15 protein-coding genes and 1 tRNA gene are annotated in these 19,381 nt (G+C 67.7%); all 16 read left to right on the top strand.

What is annotated here, in order from left to right; genetic code table 11:
• Window positions 1–7 precede the first annotated feature (7 nt).
• The 16 genes from nuoF (at window position 8) to rpsO (ending at window position 19,304) form a co-directional block, all read left to right on the top strand.
• Window positions 8–1,378 (top strand): NADH-quinone oxidoreductase subunit NuoF, encoded by a 1,371-nt coding sequence (gene nuoF, locus V2J18_RS13065; protein WP_064749529.1) that lies wholly within the window; start codon window positions 8–10, stop codon window positions 1,376–1,378.
• Window positions 1,375–3,618 carry an NADH-quinone oxidoreductase subunit NuoG gene (nuoG, locus tag V2J18_RS13060; RefSeq protein WP_336131980.1) on the top strand — a complete coding sequence of 748 codons (2,244 nt, stop codon included), beginning with the start codon at window positions 1,375–1,377 and terminating at the stop codon, window positions 3,616–3,618. The genes nuoF and nuoG overlap by 4 nt, the downstream gene beginning before the upstream one ends.
• A 15-nt stretch (window positions 3,619–3,633) precedes the next feature.
• Complete coding sequence (nuoH, locus tag V2J18_RS13055; RefSeq protein WP_087960764.1) at window positions 3,634–4,698, top strand: NADH-quinone oxidoreductase subunit NuoH; 1,065 nt, start codon at window positions 3,634–3,636, stop codon at window positions 4,696–4,698.
• Between the two features lie 13 nt (window positions 4,699–4,711).
• Window positions 4,712–5,200: an NADH-quinone oxidoreductase subunit NuoI gene (gene nuoI / locus V2J18_RS13050; protein WP_057947332.1), complete on the top strand. Its 489-nt coding sequence runs from the start codon at window positions 4,712–4,714 to the stop codon at window positions 5,198–5,200.
• A gap of 10 nt (window positions 5,201–5,210) precedes the next feature.
• Window positions 5,211–5,849, top strand: coding sequence for an NADH-quinone oxidoreductase subunit J (locus V2J18_RS13045; RefSeq protein ID WP_064749526.1), 639 nt, complete (start codon window positions 5,211–5,213; stop codon window positions 5,847–5,849).
• The gene (gene nuoK, locus V2J18_RS13040) at window positions 5,846–6,172 is read left to right on the top strand and encodes an NADH-quinone oxidoreductase subunit NuoK (RefSeq protein WP_064749525.1); all 327 of its coding nucleotides are present in this window, start codon (window positions 5,846–5,848) and stop codon (window positions 6,170–6,172) included. Before V2J18_RS13045 ends, nuoK begins: the two co-directional genes overlap by 4 nt.
• A 5-nt stretch (window positions 6,173–6,177) precedes the next feature.
• A complete protein-coding gene (gene nuoL / locus V2J18_RS13035) occupies window positions 6,178–8,298 on the top strand; it encodes an NADH-quinone oxidoreductase subunit L (protein ID WP_336131979.1) in 2,121 nt (706 codons plus the stop codon).
• 19 nt (window positions 8,299–8,317) lie between these two features.
• The gene (locus tag V2J18_RS13030) at window positions 8,318–9,835 is read left to right on the top strand and encodes an NADH-quinone oxidoreductase subunit M (RefSeq protein WP_064749523.1); all 1,518 of its coding nucleotides are present in this window, start codon (window positions 8,318–8,320) and stop codon (window positions 9,833–9,835) included.
• A 160-nt stretch (window positions 9,836–9,995) separates the two neighbouring features.
• Entirely contained in the window at window positions 9,996–11,441 is a 1,446-nt protein-coding gene (nuoN, locus tag V2J18_RS13025) for an NADH-quinone oxidoreductase subunit NuoN (protein WP_064749522.1), read from the top strand.
• Window positions 11,442–11,796: 355 nt separating this feature from the next.
• Window positions 11,797–11,873 (top strand) — tRNA-Met (locus V2J18_RS13020).
• Window positions 11,874–12,164: 291 nt separating this feature from the next.
• Window positions 12,165–12,752, top strand: a complete 588-nt coding sequence (rimP, locus tag V2J18_RS13015; RefSeq protein ID WP_336131978.1) for a ribosome maturation factor RimP — start codon at window positions 12,165–12,167, stop codon at window positions 12,750–12,752.
• 84 nt (window positions 12,753–12,836) lie between these two features.
• On the top strand, window positions 12,837–14,324 hold the full coding sequence (gene nusA, locus V2J18_RS13010; RefSeq protein WP_064749520.1) for a transcription termination factor NusA: 1,488 nt from the start codon (window positions 12,837–12,839) through the stop codon (window positions 14,322–14,324).
• Between the two features lie 221 nt (window positions 14,325–14,545).
• A complete protein-coding gene (gene infB / locus V2J18_RS13005; RefSeq protein ID WP_064749519.1) occupies window positions 14,546–17,170 on the top strand; it encodes a translation initiation factor IF-2 in 2,625 nt (874 codons plus the stop codon).
• 108 nt (window positions 17,171–17,278) lie between these two features.
• Entirely contained in the window at window positions 17,279–17,665 is a 387-nt protein-coding gene (gene rbfA / locus V2J18_RS13000; protein ID WP_064749518.1) for a 30S ribosome-binding factor RbfA, read from the top strand.
• Between the two features lie 184 nt (window positions 17,666–17,849).
• The gene (gene truB, locus V2J18_RS12995) at window positions 17,850–18,785 is read left to right on the top strand and encodes a tRNA pseudouridine(55) synthase TruB (protein WP_064749517.1); all 936 of its coding nucleotides are present in this window, start codon (window positions 17,850–17,852) and stop codon (window positions 18,783–18,785) included.
• Window positions 18,786–19,043: 258 nt separating this feature from the next.
• Window positions 19,044–19,304: a 30S ribosomal protein S15 gene (gene rpsO / locus V2J18_RS12990; protein ID WP_064749516.1), complete on the top strand. Its 261-nt coding sequence runs from the start codon at window positions 19,044–19,046 to the stop codon at window positions 19,302–19,304.
• The last annotated feature ends 77 nt before the right edge of the window (window positions 19,305–19,381 follow it).

Genomic DNA, 19,381 nt, shown 5'->3' with positions numbered 1-19,381 from the left:
GGGCGAGATGGCGCACGGTCACCACGATTATTCCAAGGGCTACGGCCCGGTCGGCCCGGCTCCGCAGGAGCACCAGGTCGTTTACACCACGCTGCACTACGACACGCCGTGGTCGTACGAGAACTACCTCAAGACCGGCGGCTACAGCGCGCTGCGCAAGATCCTGACCGAGAAGACCGATCCGGCGCAGATCATCGACGCGGTCAAGGCCTCGGGCCTGCGCGGCCGCGGCGGCGCGGGCTTCCCGACCGGCCTGAAGTGGAGCTTCATGCCCAAGGGCAGCGGCACCCAGAAGTACATCCTGTGCAACTCGGACGAATCCGAGCCGGGCACGGCCAAGGACCGCGACATCCTGCGCTTCAACCCGCACTCGGTGGTGGAGGGCATGGCGATCGCCTGCTACGCCACCGGTTCGACCGTGGCCTACAACTACCTGCGCGGCGAGTTCCATCACGAGCCGTTCGAGCACTTCGAGCAGGCGCTGAAGGAAGCCTACGAACACGGCTGGCTGGGCAAGAACGTGCTCGGCAGCGGCGTGGACATCGACATCTACGGCGCGCTCGGCGCCGGCGCCTACATCTGCGGCGAAGAGACCGCGCTGATGGAGTCGCTGGAAGGCAAGAAGGGCCAGCCGCGCTACAAGCCGCCGTTCCCGGCCAACTTCGGCCTGTACGGCAAGCCGACCACGATCAACAACACCGAGACCTACGCCTCGGTGCCGGCGATCCTGCGCAACGGCGCGGAGTGGTTCCTCAACCTCGGCAAGCCCAACAACGGCGGCCCGAAGATCTTCTCGGTCTCCGGCCATGTCGCCAACCCGGGCAACTTCGAGATCCGCCTCGGCACGCCGTTTTCGGAACTGCTGCAGATGGCCGGCGGCATGCGCCAGGGCAACAAGCTCAAGGCGGTGATTCCCGGCGGTTCGTCGATGAAGGTGCTGCCGGCCGAGACCATCATGGCCTGCACCATGGACTACGACTCGCTGCAGAAGGCCGGTTCCGGCCTGGGCTCGGGCGCGGTCATCGTCATGGACGAGACCACCTGCATGGTGCGCGCGTGCCAGCGCATCGCCCGGTTCTACTACAAGGAAAGCTGCGGCCAGTGCACGCCGTGCCGAGAAGGCACCGGCTGGATGTACCGCATGCTGACCCGCATCGCCGAGAAGCAGGCGACCCTGGACGATCTGCACATGCTGCGCGCCGCCGCCGGCCAGATCGAAGGCCACACCATCTGCGCGTTCGGCGAAGCCGCCGCGTGGCCGGTGCAGGGTTTCCTGCACCACTTCTGGGACGAGTTCGAGTACGCGATCGTGAACAAGCGCTTCCTGGTCGACGACCAGCGCGCCGGCACGGTCATTGAAAAGAAGGTGGCGGCATGAGTGCGCAGCCTGTAAATCCGAATCTGCCGCCCGACCACGTCACCGTCTTCATCGACGGCGTCGAGCTGGCCGCGCCGAAGAACTCGATGATCATCCATGCCGCCGACAAGGCCGGCATTCCGATCCCGCGTTTCTGCTACCACGACAAGCTGGCGATCGCGGCCAACTGCCGCATGTGCCTGGTCGACACCGAAGTCGGCGGCCGCGCCGCGCCCAAGCCGTCGCCGGCCTGCGCCACCCCGGTCATGGACGGGCTTAAGGTCTTCACCCGCAACGAGCGCGCGCTCAAGTCGCAGCGCAACGTGATGGAGTTCCTGCTCGCCAACCATCCGCTGGACTGCCCGATCTGCGACCAGGGCGGCGAGTGCGAGCTGCAGGACGTGTCGATGGGCTACGGCCGTTCGGTCAGCCGCTTCGCCGAGCGCAAGCGCGTGGTGCCGGACGAGGACATCGGTCCGCTGGTCGCGACCGAGATGACCCGTTGCATCCAGTGCACGCGCTGCGTGCGCTTCACCGCCGAGATCGCCGGTACTTACGAGCTCGGCGGCATGTACCGCGGCGAGAACCTGCAGATCGGCACCTTCGACGGCAAGCCGCTGACCACCGAGTTGTCCGGCAACGTCATCGACGTCTGCCCGGTCGGCGCGCTGACCAACAAGGTGTTCCAGTTCAAGGCGCGCCCATGGGAGCTGACCGCGCGCGAGTCGCTGGGCTACCACGACGCACTGGGCAGCAACCTGTTCCTGCACGTGCGCCGCGGCGACGTGCTGCGCACCGTGCCGCGCGACAACGAAGCGGTCAACGAGTGCTGGCTGTCGGACCGCGACCGCTATTCGCACCAGGGCCTGTACGCCGAGGACCGCGCCCAGCGTCCGCTGGTCAAGGACAACGGCGAATGGCGCGAGGCCTCCTGGGACGAAGCCCTGGCGCGCGCGGCCAAGATCCTGCGCGACAACGGCGGCGACAACCTCGGCGTGCTCGTCCATCCGGCGACCTCCAACGAAGAGGGCGCACTGCTGGCGCGCCTGGCCGAGGCCCTGGGCAGCGGCAACCTCGATCACCGCATCGGCCAGCACGACCTGACCGACGCGGCGGTCGCCGAGACCTTCGCCATGCCGGTCGCCGAGATCGACCGCGCCGACGTGGTGGTGATCGTGGGTTCGAACCTGCGCCATGAACTGCCGCTGGTCCACCAGCGCGTGCGCAAGGCCTTCACCCGCGGCGCCAAGGTCCACGCGATCAACCCGGTCGACTTCGACTTCACCTTCGATCTGGCCGGCAAGCGCATCGTCGCGCCGTCGCAGCTCGCCGGCGCGCTCGCCGACGAAGCCCTGCGCGAGGCGGCCAAGGCCGGCCACCACGTCGCCCTGATCGTCGGCGCGCTGGCCGAGAACGGCCCGCACGCCGCTGCGATCCGCGCCGCCGCCAAGGCCTTCGCCGAGGCCACCGGCGCCAAGCTGTGCCGCATTCCGCAAGGCGCGAACGCGGTCGGCCTGGCCCGCCACGGCGTGCTGCCGAGCGCGCGCGACGCCCGCGCCATGCTCGACGACGCGCGCGGCGCCTACATCGTCTACGGCATCGAGCCGGGCCTGGATTTCGCCGACAGCGAAAGCGCTCTGCGCGCGCTCGGCGCGGCCCAGGTGGTGGCGTTCAGCCATTACGCTTGCCGCTCGACCAAAGCGGTCGCGGACGTGATCCTGCCGATCGGCCTGCTGCCGGAAATCGACGCCACCCTGACCAACCTCGACGGCCTGTCCCAGGCCGCCAGCGCCGGCGGCAAACTGCCGGGCGATACCCGCGCCGGCTGGCGCGTGCTGCGCGCGCTCGGCGGCGAGCTGGGCGCGAAGGGTTTCGAGTTCACCGATCTGGACGGCCTACGCCGCGGCATCGCGCCGCGCAGCGTGACTCCGGCCGCCGGCCGTGCGCCGAAGGCGGCGGGCGAGGGCTTGGAGCTTGCCGTGTCGACCGCGATCTACCGCAGCGACGCCACCGTGCGCCGCGCACCGGCGCTGCAATCGCATCCGCTCAATCTGGCGCCGCGTGCGGTGCTGAATCCGAACGACGCGGCAGCGCTCGGCCTGGCCGACGGCGCGGTCGCCAAGTTCGGCGCGGGCGCCGGCACGGCGACGCTGCCGGTCGCGCTCAGCGCCAAGGTCGCGGCGGGCACGGTGTGGATCGAAAGCGGGCATGGCGCGACCGCGCCGCTCGGCGCCGGCCGCGTGCAGGCGGGGAGGGCTTAAGCCATGACGGATGGAATGTTCACGACCCATGTGGTCGACCCGGTTCGCGAGTTCTTCCTCTCCTTCGGCATGGCCGGCGCGGTGGCCTGGATCGTGCTCAAGATCCTGCTGATCGCCATGCCGGTGATCGTCTCGGTCGCGTTCTACGTGGTCTGGGAGCGCAAGCTGATCGGCTGGATGCATGTCCGCCGCGGCCCGATGTACGTCGGCATGGGCATCCTCCAGGCCTTCGCCGACGTGTTCAAGCTGCTGTTCAAGGAAGTGATCCAGCCCACCCGGGCGCAGTCCTTCCTGTACAAGCTTGCGCCGCTGCTGGCCCTGGCTCCGGCCTTCGCCGCCTGGGCGGTGGTGCCGTTCGACGCCCAGGTGGTGCTGTCGAACGCCAACGCCGGCTTGCTTTACCTGCTGGCGATGACCTCGCTGGGCGTGTACGGCATCATCCTCGCCGGCTGGGCGTCGAACTCGAAGTACGCCTTCCTCGGCGCGATGCGCGCCGCGGCCCAGGTGGTGTCCTACGAAATCGCCATGGGCTTCGCCATGGTCGGCGTGATGGTCGGCGCCGGCAGCCTCAACCTCAGCGAGATCGTGATGGCCCAGTCGGGCAACGCCGGCGCGCTGGAGTGGTTCGCGCTGCCGATGCTGCCGCTGTTCGTGGTCTATTTCATTTCCGGCGTGGCCGAGACCAACCGCGCGCCGTTCGACGTGGTCGAAGGCGAGTCGGAAATCGTCGCGGGCCACATGGTCGAGTATTCGGGTTCGGCGTTCGCGCTGTTCTTCCTCGCCGAATACGCGAACATGATCCTGATCAGCTTCCTGACCTCGATCTTCTTCCTCGGCGGCTGGCTCAGCCCGTTCCAGGGCCTGGGCATCCCGCTGCTGTCGGCCGACGGCTGGTGGTGGCTGCTGATCAAGGTGTTCTTCTTCGCCAGCTGCTTCATCTGGTTCCGCGCGTCGTTCCCGCGCTACCGCTACGACCAGATCATGCGCCTGGGCTGGAAGGTGTTCATCCCCCTGACCATCGCCTGGATCTGCGTGGTCGCGGTGATGGCGTACTACGGCGTCTTCCAGCCGGGACAGTAAGGCAGGCACCTACATGAATCGCATCGTTTCCTATTTCAAGAGCCTGCTCCTGATCGAGCTCGCGCAGGGCCTCGGGCTGACGCTCAAGTACCTGTTCAAGCCGAAGTACACGCTGATGTACCCGATGGAGAAGACCCCGCAGTCGCCGCGCTTCCGCGGCGTGCACGCGCTGCGCCGTTATCCCAACGGCGAAGAGCGCTGCATCGCCTGCAAGCTGTGCGAGGCGGTGTGCCCGGCGCTGGCGATCACCATCGACTCGGAGAAGCGCGCCGACGGCACCCGCCGCACCACGCGCTACGACATCGACCTGTTCAAGTGCATCTTCTGCGGCTTCTGCGAAGAGTCCTGCCCGGTCGACTCGATCGTGGAAACCCACATCCACGAGTATCACTTCGACCAGCGCGGACAGAACATCGTCACCAAGCCGCAGCTGCTGGCGATCGGCGACCGTCTCGAGACCGAGATCGCCGAACGCCGCGCTGCCGACGCCGCCTTCCGCTGAGTACCCCGACATGGATCTCGCCCAGATCGCCTTCTTCGTCTTCGCCGCCGCGGCCACGCTTTCGGCCGTGGCCGTGATCAGCGTCAAGAACCCGGTCCATGCCGCGCTCAGCCTGGTGCTGACGTTCTTCTCCGTGGCCTGCGTATGGATCATCGCCGGCGCCGAGTTTCTCGGCGTGGCCCTGATCCTGGTCTACGTCGGCGCGGTGATGGTGCTGTTCCTGTTCGTGGTCATGATGCTCGACATCGACGTCGCGCCCCTGCGCGAGGGCTATGTCCGCTATCTGCCGGTCGGCCTGCTGGTCGCGGTGGTCATGCTGCTGGAAATGCTGACCCTGATCGGGGTCAAGGCCAGCCTGGCCGCGCCGCTGACCGCGGACGCCGCCGGCGAATCCAACACCAAGTGGCTGGCGCACGCGCTGTTCACCGATTTCCTGCTGCCGTTCGAGGTCGCTGCGGTGATCCTGACCGTGGCGGTGATCGCGGCGGTGATGCTGACCCTGCGCCGCCGCGCCGGGGCCAAGCACCAGAACCCGAGCGAGCAGGCCCGCGTCCGCGCCGGCGACCGCATCCGCATGATCAAGATGGAAGCGGTCAAGCCGGTCGTGCCGGCGCCCGCCGAGCCCGCCGCACAGGAGGCCAAGCCGTGAGCGAATTCTTCGGGACGGGCCTCGCGCTCGGCCACTATCTCGCCCTCGGCGCGGTGCTGTTCTGCATCAGCGTCGCCGGCATCTTCCTCAACCGCAAGAACGTGATCGTGCTGCTGATGTCGATCGAGCTGATGCTGCTCGCGGTCAACATCAACTTCGTGGCGTTCTCGCGTCAGCTGGCCGACCCGGCCGGTCAGGTGTTCGTGTTCTTCATCCTGACCGTGGCCGCCGCCGAGGCCGCCATCGGCCTGGCGATCCTGGTCACGCTGTTCCGCAACCGGCGCACGATCAACGTCGCTGAAATCGACACGATGAAGGGCTGACCGGCATGCAACCCGTCGTACTTTCCAAGTCCATCCTGCTTGCGGTCGTGCTCGCGCCCTTGCTCGGCGCGATCCTCGCCGGCCTGTTCGGGCGCAAGATCGGCCGCGCCGGCGCGCACACGGTCACCATCCTCGGCGTCGCCGCCAGCTGCGCGATGTCGATCTACGTGCTGTGGCAGCTCGTGGGGCAGGGCGCCGTTCCGTTCAACGAGAACGTCTACACCTGGTTCCAGATCGGCGGCTACGAGGCCCACGTCGGCTTCATGGTCGACAAGCTGACCGCGATGATGATGGTCGTGGTGACCTTCGTCTCGCTGCTGGTCCACGTCTACACCATCGGCTACATGGCCGAGGACCCGGGCTACCAGCGTTTCTTCAGCTACATCTCGCTGTTCACCTTCTCCATGCTCATGCTGGTCATGAGCAACAACTTCCTGCAGCTGTTCTTCGGCTGGGAGGCGGTGGGCCTGGTCTCGTACCTGTTGATCGGCTTCTGGTTCAAGAAGCCGACCGCGGTGTTCGCCAACCTCAAGGCCTTCCTGGTCAACCGCGTCGGCGATTTCGGCTTCCTGCTCGGCATCGGCGCCGTGCTGTGGGCGCTGGGCTCGCTCGACTACGGCACCGTGTTCGCCAACGCGCCGACCCTGGCCGGCCGCACCATCACGGTGTGGGGCGGCGCCGACCCGATCGTGTGGTCGCTGCCGACGGTGATCTGCATCTGCCTGTTCATCGGCGCGATGGGCAAGTCGGCGCAGGTGCCGCTGCACGTCTGGCTGCCGGACTCGATGGAAGGCCCGACCCCGATCTCGGCGCTGATCCATGCCGCGACGATGGTCACCGCGGGCATCTTCATGGTCGCGCGTATGTCGCCGCTGTTCGAGATGTCGCAGACCGCGCTGAACTTCGTCCTGTTCATCGGCGCGACCACCGCGTTCTGGACCGGCCTGATCGGCATCGTCCAGAACGACATCAAGCGCGTGGTCGCGTACTCGACCCTGTCGCAGCTGGGCTATATGACCGTGGCGCTGGGCGTATCGGCTTATTCGGCCGCGGTCTACCACCTGATGACCCACGCCTTCTTCAAGGCGCTGCTGTTCCTGGCCGCCGGCTCGGTCATCATCGGCATGCACCACGAGCAGGACATGCGCAAGATGGGCGGCCTGCGCAAGTACATGCCGATCACCTACTGGACCAGTCTGCTCGGCACCCTGGCCCTGGTCGGCACGCCGTTCTTCGCCGGTTTCTATTCCAAGGACACCATTATCGAGGCCGCGCACCACGCCGCCAGCGGCGAGCACGCGACCTGGGTCTCGCAGTACGCCTACTGGGCGGTGCTGCTGGGCGCCTTCGTCACTGCGTTCTACAGCTTCCGCCTGCTGTACCTGACCTTCCACGGCAAGGAACGCTTCCGCGACGCGCACGGCCACGACGATCATGCGGCGCACGCCCATGACGACCACGGCCATGGCAAGCACGACGACCATGCGCACGACGATCACGGCCACCACGGTCCGCACGAGCCGCACGAGTCGCCGTGGGTGGTGACGGTGCCGCTGATGCTGCTGGCGATTCCGTCGGTGCTGATCGGCATTTTCACCGCCGGCCCGATGCTGTTCGGCACCGACATGTCCGGCCACGTCAAACAGCTGCCGTTCTTCCTCGGCGCGATCGACCTGCAGCCGGCGCGCGACACCATCGCCCAGGTCGGCGCAGAAGCCTGGCACGGCTGGATGCCGTTCGCCCTGCACGGGTTCCAGGCGCCGGCGTTCTGGCTCGCCTTCTCGGGTTTCCTGCTGGCCACGGTCATGTACTGGTGGAAGCCGGAGCTGCCGGCCAAGGCGCGCAAGCTGTTCGCCCTGCCGATTCGCGTGCTCGAGAACAAGTACGGCATGGACAACCTATGGATCGACGGCTTCGCCGCCGGCGGCGTCGGCCTGGGCAAGGTCTCGCGCCTGTTCGACAGCAAGCTGATCGACGGCGCCGCGGTCAACGGCAGCGCCAGCCTGGTCGGCTTCGTCGCCAACCTCGCGCGCCGGGTCCAGTCCGGTTACCTCTACCACTACGCCTTCGCGATGATTGTCGGCCTGATTGCTCTGCTCGCCGTCGTCATCCGTTACTGGCACTAATCCGACAAGGACACCCGACGTGAGCCCCGTGCCCTTGCTTAGCCTCCTGATCTGGCTGCCGATTCTCGGCGGCTTCGCCACCCTCGCGTTCGGCAACGAGCGCGCCAACACCGCGCGCTGGTTCGCGCTGATCGTGGCCATCGCCACCCTCGGCCTGAGCCTGCTGATGTTCAGCCACGGCGATTTCGCCAGCGCGAACATGCAGCTGGTCGAAGACCACGCCTGGATCCCGGCCTACGACATCCGCTACCACCTCGGCGCGGACGGCATCTCGGCGGCGCTGATCGCGCTGACCACGCTGACCTCGATGCTGGTGCTGATCAGCGCCTGGACCTCGATCGACAAGCGCGTCAGCCAGTACTACGCCGCGTTCCTGATCCTCGAAGGCCTGATGGTCGGCGTGTTCTCCGCCCTTGACGCGATGCTGTTCTACGTGTTCTTCGAGGGCATGCTGATCCCGATGTTCATCATCATCGGCGTCTGGGGCGGCCCGCGCCGCGTCTACGCCTCGGTGAAGTTCTTCCTGTACACCTTCCTCGGCTCGGTGTTCATGCTGGTCGGGTTGATCTACCTGTACTTGAAGGGCGGCAGCTGGCAGTTGGCGGACATGTACGCGCTGCAGCTCACCGCGACCGAGCAGATGTGGATCTTCTTCGGTTTCCTGATCGCGTTCGCGGTCAAGGTGCCGATGTTCCCGGTCCACACCTGGTTGCCGGACGCGCACGTCGAGGCGCCGACCGCCGGTTCGGTGATCCTGGCGGCGATCATGCTGAAGATCGGCGGCTACGGTTTCCTGCGCTTCGTCCTGCCGATCGTGCCGGACGCCGGCCACGAATGGGCCTGGCTGGTGATCGCCCTGAGCCTGATCGCGGTGATCTACGTCGGCCTGGTCGCCCTGGTCCAGGACGACATGAAGAAGCTGATCGCGTACTCGTCGGTCTCGCACATGGGGTTCGTGACCCTGGGCACCTTCATCGCCTTCGCCCTGGTCCACAACGGCGACGCGCACGGCACCGACGCCGCGCGCCTGGGCCTGCAGGGCGCGATGGTGCAGATGATCAGCCACGGCTTCGTGTCGGGCGCGATGTTCACCTGCGTCGGCGTGCTCTACGACCGCATGCACAGCCGCATGATCAAGGACTACGGCGGCGTCGCCAACGTGATGCCGTGGTTCGCCGCTTTCGTGGTCTTGTTCGCGATGGCCAACTCGGGCCTGCCGGGCACCTCGGGCTTCGTCGGCGAATTCATGGTCATCCTGGCCGCGTTCCAGCAGCATCCGCTGATCGCGTTCGGCGCGGCCACCACCCTGATCGTCGGCGCCGGCTACACCCTGTGGCTGGTCAAGCGGGTGATCTGGGGCGAAGTCGGCAACGCCCACGTCGCCGAGCTCGAGGACATCAACCCGCGCGAAGCGCTGGTGTTGGGCGTGTTCGCGGCCGGCGTGCTGATCCTGGGCGTGTGGCCGAAGCCCTTGACCGACCTGATGGAGCCGGCGATCGCCAATCTGGCCAGCCAGATCGTCGCCAGCAAGCTGTAAGCGGACAGCGGGCCGTCGGCCCGCCGTCCTGGAAGTGAGTAGCAGCGAGGAGTGAGGGGCGGGAGAAAGGCAGGGCGCGGGTGCGCTCACTTCTCACTTCCCTCCGTTCGCTTCTAGAGTAAGGCTCGCCGCCGAGCCGGATCCGCCAAGAGATGCACTAATGAACATGCCCGTACGGACCTTCGCCGATCTGATGCCCCTGCTGCCCGAACTGGTGGTGATCCTCGGCGCGTTCGCGCTGTTGATGCTCGACCTGTTCGTCGAGGAGCGCAATCGCATCGTCTCCCACGTGTTCGCGATCGCGACGGTCGCGGTCGCCACCGCGCTGATCGCCTTCGACGTCGGCGGCCACGGTTCGGTGCTGGCCGGCATGTTCGTGCGCGATACCGCCGCCGACGTGCTCAAGCTCGGCATCGGCGTGGTCGGCATCCTGTCGCTGATCTATACCTGGCCCTACCTGCGCTCGCGCGGCCTGTACAAGGGCGAAGTCGCGGTGCTGATGCTGTTCGCCCTGGCCGGCATGATGCTGCTGGTCTCGGCCGGCAGCCTGGTGATGGTCTACCTGGGCCTGGAAATGCTGGCGCTGTGCTCCTACGCGCTGGTCGCGGTCGATCGCGACAGTCCGCTGGCCTCGGAAGCGGCGATCAAGTACTTCGTGCTCGGCGCGCTGGCCTCGGGCCTGCTGCTGTACGGCCTGTCGCTGATCTACGGCGCCACCGGCAGCCTGATGCTGGACCAGATCGCGGTCGCGACTCAGGTCGGCCCGTCCTCGCTGATGTTGATCACCGGCGTGGTGTTCGTGGTCGCCGGCATCGCCTTCAAGTTCGGCGCGGCGCCGTTCCACATGTGGCTGCCGGACGTCTATCAGGGCGCGCCGACCCCGATCACGTTGTTCATCGGCGCGGCGCCGAAGCTGGCGGCGTTCGGCATGACCTACCGTCTGCTCGAAGTCGGCGCGGCCGGCCAGGACGGCCACTGGCGCCTGCTGCTGGCCGGTCTGGCGGTGCTGTCGCTGGCGATCGGCAACCTCAGCGCGCTGGTGCAGACCAACCTCAAGCGCCTGCTCGCTTACTCGACCGTGTCCCACGTCGGCTTCCTGTTCATCGGCATGGCCGGCGGGGGCGGGCAGGGCTTCGCCGCGGCGGCGTTCTACGCCATCAGCTACGCGCTGATGTCGGCGGCGGCCTTCGCCGCGATCATCGTCATGTCCGGCCGCGGTTTCGAGGCCGACAAGATCGACGACTACAAAGGCCTCAACGCGCGCAGCCCGTGGATGGCCGGCATGGTCCTGTGCGTGATGGCCTCGCTGGCCGGCCTGCCGCCGTTCCTGGGCTTCTGGGCCAAGCTGGCGGTGCTCAAGGCCGCGCTGCACGGCGACATGCTGTGGCTGGCGATCGTCGGCATCGTGTTCGCGGTGATCGGCGCCTTCTACTACCTGCGCGTGATCAAGGCCATGTACTTCGACGAGCCGGACGGCAAGATGCCGGCGCCGAGCGACGACCGCCCGCTGCGCGTGGTGTTCGGCGTCAACGCCCTGGGCCTGCTGGCGCTGGGCATCGCCTGGAACCCGATCATGGACTGGTGCCTGCGCGCCTTCCAGGCCTGAGCCCTTTAGGCCGCAAGCGTTACGAGAGGGCCGCTCCGCGGCCCTTTTGTTTTTGGGCCGGGATTCGGGATTGGGGATTCGTTCAAGCGGTTCGCCGCTAGCGGGTGGGGCGCGGATAGCGGGTGGGGTTGGAGCGACGAGCGCCTGCTCGCCAATCCCCAATCCCCAATCCCGAATCCCGAATCCCGAATCCCGAATCCCGAAATAAGACTTGAATAATTTTGAAACCGCCTTATTATTGCGGTCCTGCGAGACGCAGTCGGCAACGACCACGGAACGCAGGGCAAGCGGAGATCCCGAATCGAGATCGAAGGCTTGCAGGAAGTGACGCCGACCGCTATCATGGTCGGCCTGATGCGGGGTGGAGCAGTCTGGCAGCTCGTCGGGCTCATAACCCGAAGGTCGCAGGTTCAAATCCTGCCCCCGCTACCAGCTTCGGCTGAAGAGAGTCTCCAAGGAGGCTTTCTTTTTGCCTAAGGCTCGGGCTTTGTGGTCGCGCTCTGCTCGCGCGATCACGCCGAAATCCAGCGGTAACGGACAAGGGGCCCAACGGGCCCTTTGTCGTTTCTGCGTTTCCGCGATCCGGGGCGCAACGCGGTTCGCGGCGCTACCAAGCCGCAGGGCCTCGCGGTTACCGCTCGGCGTACACAAGCTTCGCGTATCGAAAGATTGGTCGTAACCAGTCGCACCTCTTGGCAATCGCAACATAGGGAGTTCCGGCGCGTGACGGACAAGGCCACCCAAATCGCCGAAATGCTCGCTCCGACCATCGCGTCGCTGGGCGTGGAGCTGCTTGGCATCGAATACCTGCCGGCGCCGGGCAGCGCGACCCTGCGCCTGTACATCGACGTGCCGGCGGCCGAGCTCGACGCCACGCCGGAAGGCCAGGAGCCGCGCTCGGTGACGATCGAAGACTGCGAAGCGGTCAGCCGCGAAGTGTCGGCGCAGCTCGACGTCGAGGACCCGATCAGCGGCAACTACAACCTCGAAGTGTCCTCGCCGGGCATCGACCGGCCGCTGTTCACGATCGAGCACTACCGCCGTTTCGCCGGCGAGACCGCCAAGGTCGGCCTCAAGCTGCCGCACGAAGGCCGTCGCCGCCTGCAGGGGGAGATCCTCGGCGTGGAGGGCGAGCAGGTCGCGTTCGCGGTCGACGGCGTGCGGTTCGCGGTGCCGTTTTCGAACATCGACAAGGGCCGGATCGTGCCGGACTGGGCCGCGCTGGGCTTCGCCCCGAGCAAGGGCAGCCCGAGCCGCGGCAAGCCGACCAAGGACAAGGCTTCGAAGCAGGACGCGTCGAAGAAGAAGTGACGAACATGGGAGCGCGGGACGCTTCCAGCCGATTACCAACCCGAAAAGCCGGCGGCGGAACGCCGACCCGTGCGGAGTGACGAAATGAGCAAGGAACTGTTGCTGGTGGTGGATGCGGTCGCCAACGAAAAGGGCGTGCCGCGCGAGGTCATCTTCGAGGCCATCGAGGCCGCGCTGGCTTCGGCCGCGAAGAAGCGCTACCACGACGAGGATGTGCTGGTGCGCGTGTCCATCGACCAGAAGGACGGCAGCTACGAGACGTTCCGGCGCATGGAAGTGGTGGCCGACGACGTGGTCATGGAGTCGCCGGACCGCCAGATCCGCCTGATGGACGCGGTCGACGAGGTCGAAGGCGTCGAGGTCGGCGATTACATCGAAGAGCAGATCGAGAACCCCGAATTCGGCCGCATCGCCGCCCAGGCCGCCAAGCAGGTGATCGTGCAGCGCGTGCGCGAAGCCGAGCGCGCGCAGGTCGTCGACGCGTGGAAGGACCGCGTCGGCGAACTGGTCACCGGCATCGTCAAGCGCGTGGAGCGCGGCAACATCTACGTCGACCTGGGCGGCAACGCCGAGGCGATCATCCCCAAGGACAAGGGCATCCCGCGCGACGTGCTGCGCGCCGGCGACCGCGTCCGCGGCTACCTGCAGGACGTGCGCACCGAGCCGCGCGGCCCGCAGCTGTTCATCAGCCGCGCCGCGCCGGAATTCATGATGGAGCTGTTCAAGCTCGAAGTGCCGGAAGTCGGCCAGGGCCTGGTCTCGATCAAGGCCTGCGCGCGCGATCCGGGCGACCGCGCCAAGATCGCCGTGCTCGCCCACGACAACCGCACCGATCCGATCGGCGCCTGCATCGGCATGCGCGGTTCGCGCGTGCAGGCGGTGTCGAACGAACTCAACGGCGAGCGCGTGGACATCGTGCTGTGGTCGGACAATCCGGCCCAGTTCGTGATCAACGCGATGGCGCCGGCGGAAGTGCAGTCGATCATCGTCGACGAAGAAAAGCATTCGATGGACCTGGCCGTGGCCGAGGACCGTCTGGCCCAGGCGATCGGCAAGGGCGGCCAGAACGTGCGCCTGGCCAGCCGCCTGTCGGGCTGGCAGCTCAACGTCATGACCCAGGACCAGGTCACCGCCAAGTCCGAGGCCGAACAGGCGTCGGCGCGTCAGCTGTTCCAGGACAAGCTCGAGGTCGACGAGGAAATCGCCGGCATCCTGGTCTCGGAAGGCTTCAGCACGGTCGAGGAAATCGCCTACGTGCCGGTCGGCGAGCTGCTGGCGGTGGAGGGCTTCGACGAGGACATCGTCGAGGAGCTGCGCGCCCGCGCCCGCGACGCCCTGCTCAACGAGGCCCTGGCCGCCGAAGAGGAGCTCGACGAGCACCAGCCCGCCGCCGACCTGCTGTCGCTGGACGGCATGGACGAGGCGCTGGCGTTCACGCTCGCCTCGCGCGGCGTGGTCACCCGCGACGACCTGGCCGACCTGGCCACCGACGAGCTGACCGATATCGAGGGCGTGGACGAAGAGCGGGCCAAGGCCCTGATCATGGAAGCGCGCAAGCACTGGTTCGAGTGAATTAGCGAGTCGAGGTAATCACCGCCGCAAGAGGCTCCGGGGAGCGTCTTGCGGCACCCCGCCACCGGCCCGGCCGGGCGCGGATTCGCAGGATCGGGCATGGCCCGGTCCGCGGGCAGGCCAAGAAGGCCTGCGCGAGCCGGTCGTGCGGCGCGCGCGGAGCTAGAATGGCGCCATCACGCGCGGGATCCGTCCCGCGCCACGAGGACACGGAAAACCGAATGTCGCAGCAAACCACCATCCGCAAGCTGGCCGAACTGGTGAACACGCCGGTCGAGAAGTTGCTGGAACAGCTGGCCGAGGCCGGCATGAAGTTCAGCGGCCCCGACCAGGTCGTGACCAGCATCGAAAAAGTCAAGCTGCTCGGCTTCCTCAAGCGCTCCCACGGCAAGGCCGACAAGCCGGCCGATGCGGACGAGGCGTCGAAGAAGATCACCCTCAACCGCAGCCGCAAGCAGGAAATCACCGTCGGCGGCGGCAAGAACCGCACCACCGTCGACGTGGTCGTGCGCAAGAAGGTGACCTTGGTCAAGCCGAACGAGGGCGGTTCGGGCGCGACGGACAACGACGAGCGCGCGGAGATCCTGCGCAAGCTCGAGGAGTCCAAGCAGCGCAACCTGGCCGAGCAGCAGCGCCTGGCCGAGGACGACCGCCGTCGCGCCGAGGCCGTCGAGGCCGCGCGCCAGGCCGCCGAGGACGCAGCGCGGGCCAAGGCCGAAGAGGAAGCCCGGACCAAGCTGGCCGACGCCAGCGCGGCCGCGCCGACCGCCGAGCAGGAGCCGGCGCGCAAGCCGCCGAGCGTTCACGGCCACGGCCATCCGAAGCCGGCGCCGGCCGTCGCGCCGCGCGCCGACGACCGCAACAGCGCCGCGCGCCACAAGACCCGCGGCTCGCACGCGATGGTCGCCGGCGTCGAGGACGACGATGCGGCCAACCGCTTCGCCGGCCAGCTGCACCTCAGCGCCTCCGACCGGGCCCGCCGCAGCAGCAGCTCGCGCGGCAAGTCCAAGCCGCAGCCGCGCCGCCAGTCCGAGCAGTCGCGCTCCGGCGGCGGCCAGCACGGCTTCTCGCGTCCGACCGCGCCGATCGTGCGCGAAGTCGCGATCGGCGACACCATCACCGTGGCCGACCTGGCGCAGAAGCTCGCGCTCAAGGGCGGCGACGTGGTCAAGGCGCTGTTCAAGATGGGCGTCATGGCGACCATCAACCAGTCCATCGACCACGACACCGCGGCGCTGGTGACCGAAGAACTCGGCCACACCGTGATCAAGGCCAACGCCAACGACGCCGAGGACGCGCTGATCGCACACGTCGAGGAGACGCAGGGCGACAAGGCGCCGCGTCCGCCGGTGGTCACGATCATGGGCCACGTCGACCACGGCAAGACCTCGCTGCTGGACTACATCCGCCGCACCAAGGTCGCCTCGGGCGAAGCCGGCGGCATCACCCAGCACATCGGCGCGTACCACGTCGAAACGCCGAAGGGCGTGATCAGCTTCCTCGACACCCCGGGCCACGCCGCCTTCACCTCGATGCGCGCGCGCGGCGCCAAGCTGACCGACATCGTGGTGCTGGTGGTCGCCGCCGACGACGGCGTCATGCCGCAGACCAAGGAAGCCGTGCAGCACGCCAAGGCGGCCGGCGTGCCGCTGATCGTGGCGATCAACAAGATCGACAAGTCCGACGCCGATCCGCTGCGGGTCAAGAACGAACTGCTCGGCGAGGAAGTGGTGGCCGAAGAGTTCGGCGGCGAGACCCAGATGGTCGAGCTGTCGGCCAAGACCGGCGCCGGCGTCGACGATCTGCTCGATGCGATCTCGCTGCAGGCCGAAGTGCTTGAGCTGCAGGCGGTTCCGGTCGGCCGCGCCACCGGTACGGTGATCGAATCCGCGCTCGACAAGGGCCGCGGCCCGGTCGCGACCGTGCTGGTGCAGCAGGGCCAGCTCAAGAAGGGCGACTATCTGGTGTGCGGCGTGCATTACGGCCGCGTCCGCGCCCTGTTCGACGAAACCGGCAAGCAGGTCGAAAGCGCCGGTCCGTCGATCCCGGTGCAGGTGCTGGGCCTGTCGGGCGTGCCCGACGCCGGCGACGACTTCGTGGTCGTCGACGACGAACGCCTGGCCAAGGACGTGGCGCAGCAGCGCGACGCCAAGCGCCGCGAGTCGCGCCTGGTCGCCCAGGCCGGCAACCGCATGGAAGACATCATGGCCCAGCTGGGCAAGGGCGAGGGCCAGCTGAGCCTCAACCTGGTGGTCAAGGCCGACGTGCAGGGTTCGGTGGAAGCGCTGCGCCAGGCGCTGGTGGCGTTGTCGAACGATCAGATCCGGATCAACGTGATCAGCTCGGGCGTCGGCGGCATCACCGAGTCCGACGCCAACGCCGCGGCCACCGCCAAGGCCACGGTGATCGGCTTCAACGTCCGCGCCGACGCTTCGGCCCGCCGCATCATCGAGTCCAACGGCGTCGACCTGCGCTACTTCTCGATCATCTATGACGTGATCGACCAGGTGAAGCAGGTGGCCTCGGGCATCCTCGGCGTCGAGATCCGCGAAGAGATCATCGGCATCGCCGAAGTGCGCGACGTGTTCCGCAGCTCGAAGTTCGGCGCGGTCGCCGGCTGCATGGTCGTGGAAGGCGTGGTCAAGCGCAGCAAGCCGATCCGTGTGCTGCGCGACAATGCGGTCATTTTCGAAGGCGAGCTGGAATCGCTGCGCCGGTTCAAGGAGAACGTCGACGAAGTGCGCAACGGCACCGAGTGCGGCATCGGCGTCAAGCAGTACAACGACGTCAAGCCGGGCGACCAGATCGAGTGCTTCGAGCGCATCGAGGTTCAGCGCACGCTGTAAGCCGGGATTCGGGATTGGGGATTCGGGGTTCGCAAGGCGGACCCCGAATCTCCCGGCTCCCGCGATGCTTGCTTTGACCAATCCCGAATCACGAATCACGAATCCCTGATGCCAAGCAAATCGTTCCACCGCACCGATCGCGTTTCCGCCCAGCTCCGTCGCGAGCTCGGGACGCTGGTGCACGAGGCCGTGCGCGAGCACGGCCTGCCGTCGGTCAGCGTGTCCGACGTCGAGATCAGCCGCGACCTGGCCCATGCCAAGGTGTTCGTGACCGCGCTGCAGAGCGAGCGCGCCGCCGAGGCGGTCAAGGCGCTCAAGGAGCTGGCGCGCGAGCTGCGCTTCCAGCTCGGCCGGGCGATGAAGCTGCGCCATGTGCCGGAGCTGCATTTCCATTACGACGATTCGGTCGATCGCGGCGAGCGCATCAACATCCTGTTGCGCGACCTGCCGCCGGCCGATGCCGGCGACAGCGACGACGACGGCAAGGCCGGCTGAGCCGCGCCCGGGCGGCTCGGCCCGCCCCCTTCCGCCGAATCCCGATCCGGTCCCCGCGCCCGCGCGGCGGCGACCGCCGGTCGGCGCGCGCTGCTTCACGCGCCGCTGGCTGCGCAATATGGGAGCATTCGGCCATCCGCCTTGCGGCCGCTGCGGCCGCGAACTTCCAACCCGGACGCCCTGCTTGAACACCACGCGTAAACGCCAATGGCGCAATGTCGACGGCATTCTGCTGCTCGACAAACCGCAAGGCCTGAGCTCGAATCAGGCACTGCAGCAGGCGCGACACTTGTTTCGCGCGGAGAAGGGCGGCCACACCGGCAGCCTGGACCCGCTGGCCACCGGCCTGTTGCCGCTGTGCTTCGGCGAGGCGACCAAGATCGCCGGTTTGCTGCTGGGCGCGCGCAAGGCCTATACCACCACCGCCGTGCTCGGTCTGACCACCGACAGCGACGACGCCGACGGCGCGCCGCTGCGCGAGCGGCCGGTGCCGGAGTTCGACGACGCCGCCATCGAGGCGGCGCTGGCGCCGCTGCGCGGCACGATCCGCCAGCGCGCGCCGATCTATTCCGCGCTCAAGCAGGGCGGCGAGCCGCTGTACGCCAAGGCCCGCCGCGGCGAGGCGATCGAGGCGCCCGAGCGCGAGGTGACGGTGCATTCGCTGAGCCTGACCGGCCGCGAGGGCGCGCGCCTGCTGCACCTGCAGGTGGAATGCGGCTCGGGCACCTACGTGCGCAGCCTGGTGCGCGACCTCGGCGAAGCCCTGGGCTGCGGCGCCCACGTCGCCCGCCTGCGCCGGCTCTGGGTCGAGCCCTTCCTGCAGCCGCAGATGATCACTCTGGAGCGATTGCGCGAACTGGCCGGCGAGGGCAGCGACCGCGCCCTCGACGAATGCCTGTTGCCGATCGAAGCCGGGCTGAGCGGCTTCGGCCGGGTCGAACTGGACGCGGCGGCGGCGGCGCGCCTGGGGCGCGGCCAGGCGGTGCCCTGCGAGGCCGGCGAACCCGGGCTGGTGGCCGTGTTCGGCGAGGCCGGGCGCTGCCTGGGGCTGGGCCTGCGCCAGGGCGAGGGCCGGCTGCAGCCGCAGCGGCTGTTCCGTTGGGCCGCGCAGGGCGGTTGAGCCGCTGCGGGCGCGGACCAGGTCGGGAAAACTGAACAGGGCGAGATTCCTGCCGCGGCATTGGCCCGCGGGTCGCATTCGCGCTTCCGGGCTGTTACAATCCCGCCGCTTTTCAAGCACTTCCCGGCGCCCGCGTCGCGGAAGCGGCGAGAACGGCATTCCTTACTTCAGCAAACGGCGGGCCAAGCGGTGCGTCGGGGCGGTGATCCACCGCGACCGATTCGCTTCTGCGGGCCGCGCATCTACAGAGAAATCGTCATGTCGATCGACACCAGCAAGATCATCGAAGATAACAAGCGCGGCGCCAACGACACCGGTTCGCCGGAAGTCCAGGTCGCCCTGCTGACCGCTCGCATCGAGCAGCTCACCGGCCACTTCAAGACCCACAAGCAGGACCACCACAGCCGTCGCGGCCTGCTGATGATGGTCAACCGTCGTCGCAGCCTCCTCGACTATCTGAAGCGCAAAGACGGCGAGCGCTACAAGGCCCTGATCGAGAAGCTCGGTCTGCGCCGCTAACCGGACACCCCACCGCGGCGCAGCGATGCGCCGCGGTTTCTTTTGGCGGACGCGAAAGCGCCGCCCGGCGATGCAGG

It is taken from the genome of Lysobacter firmicutimachus (assembly GCF_037027445.1).
GTDB classification, from domain to species: domain Bacteria; phylum Pseudomonadota; class Gammaproteobacteria; order Xanthomonadales; family Xanthomonadaceae; genus Lysobacter; species Lysobacter firmicutimachus.
The sequence above is the reverse complement of the archived record's forward strand: the minus strand, read 5'-3'. Positions and strand labels throughout refer to the sequence as shown.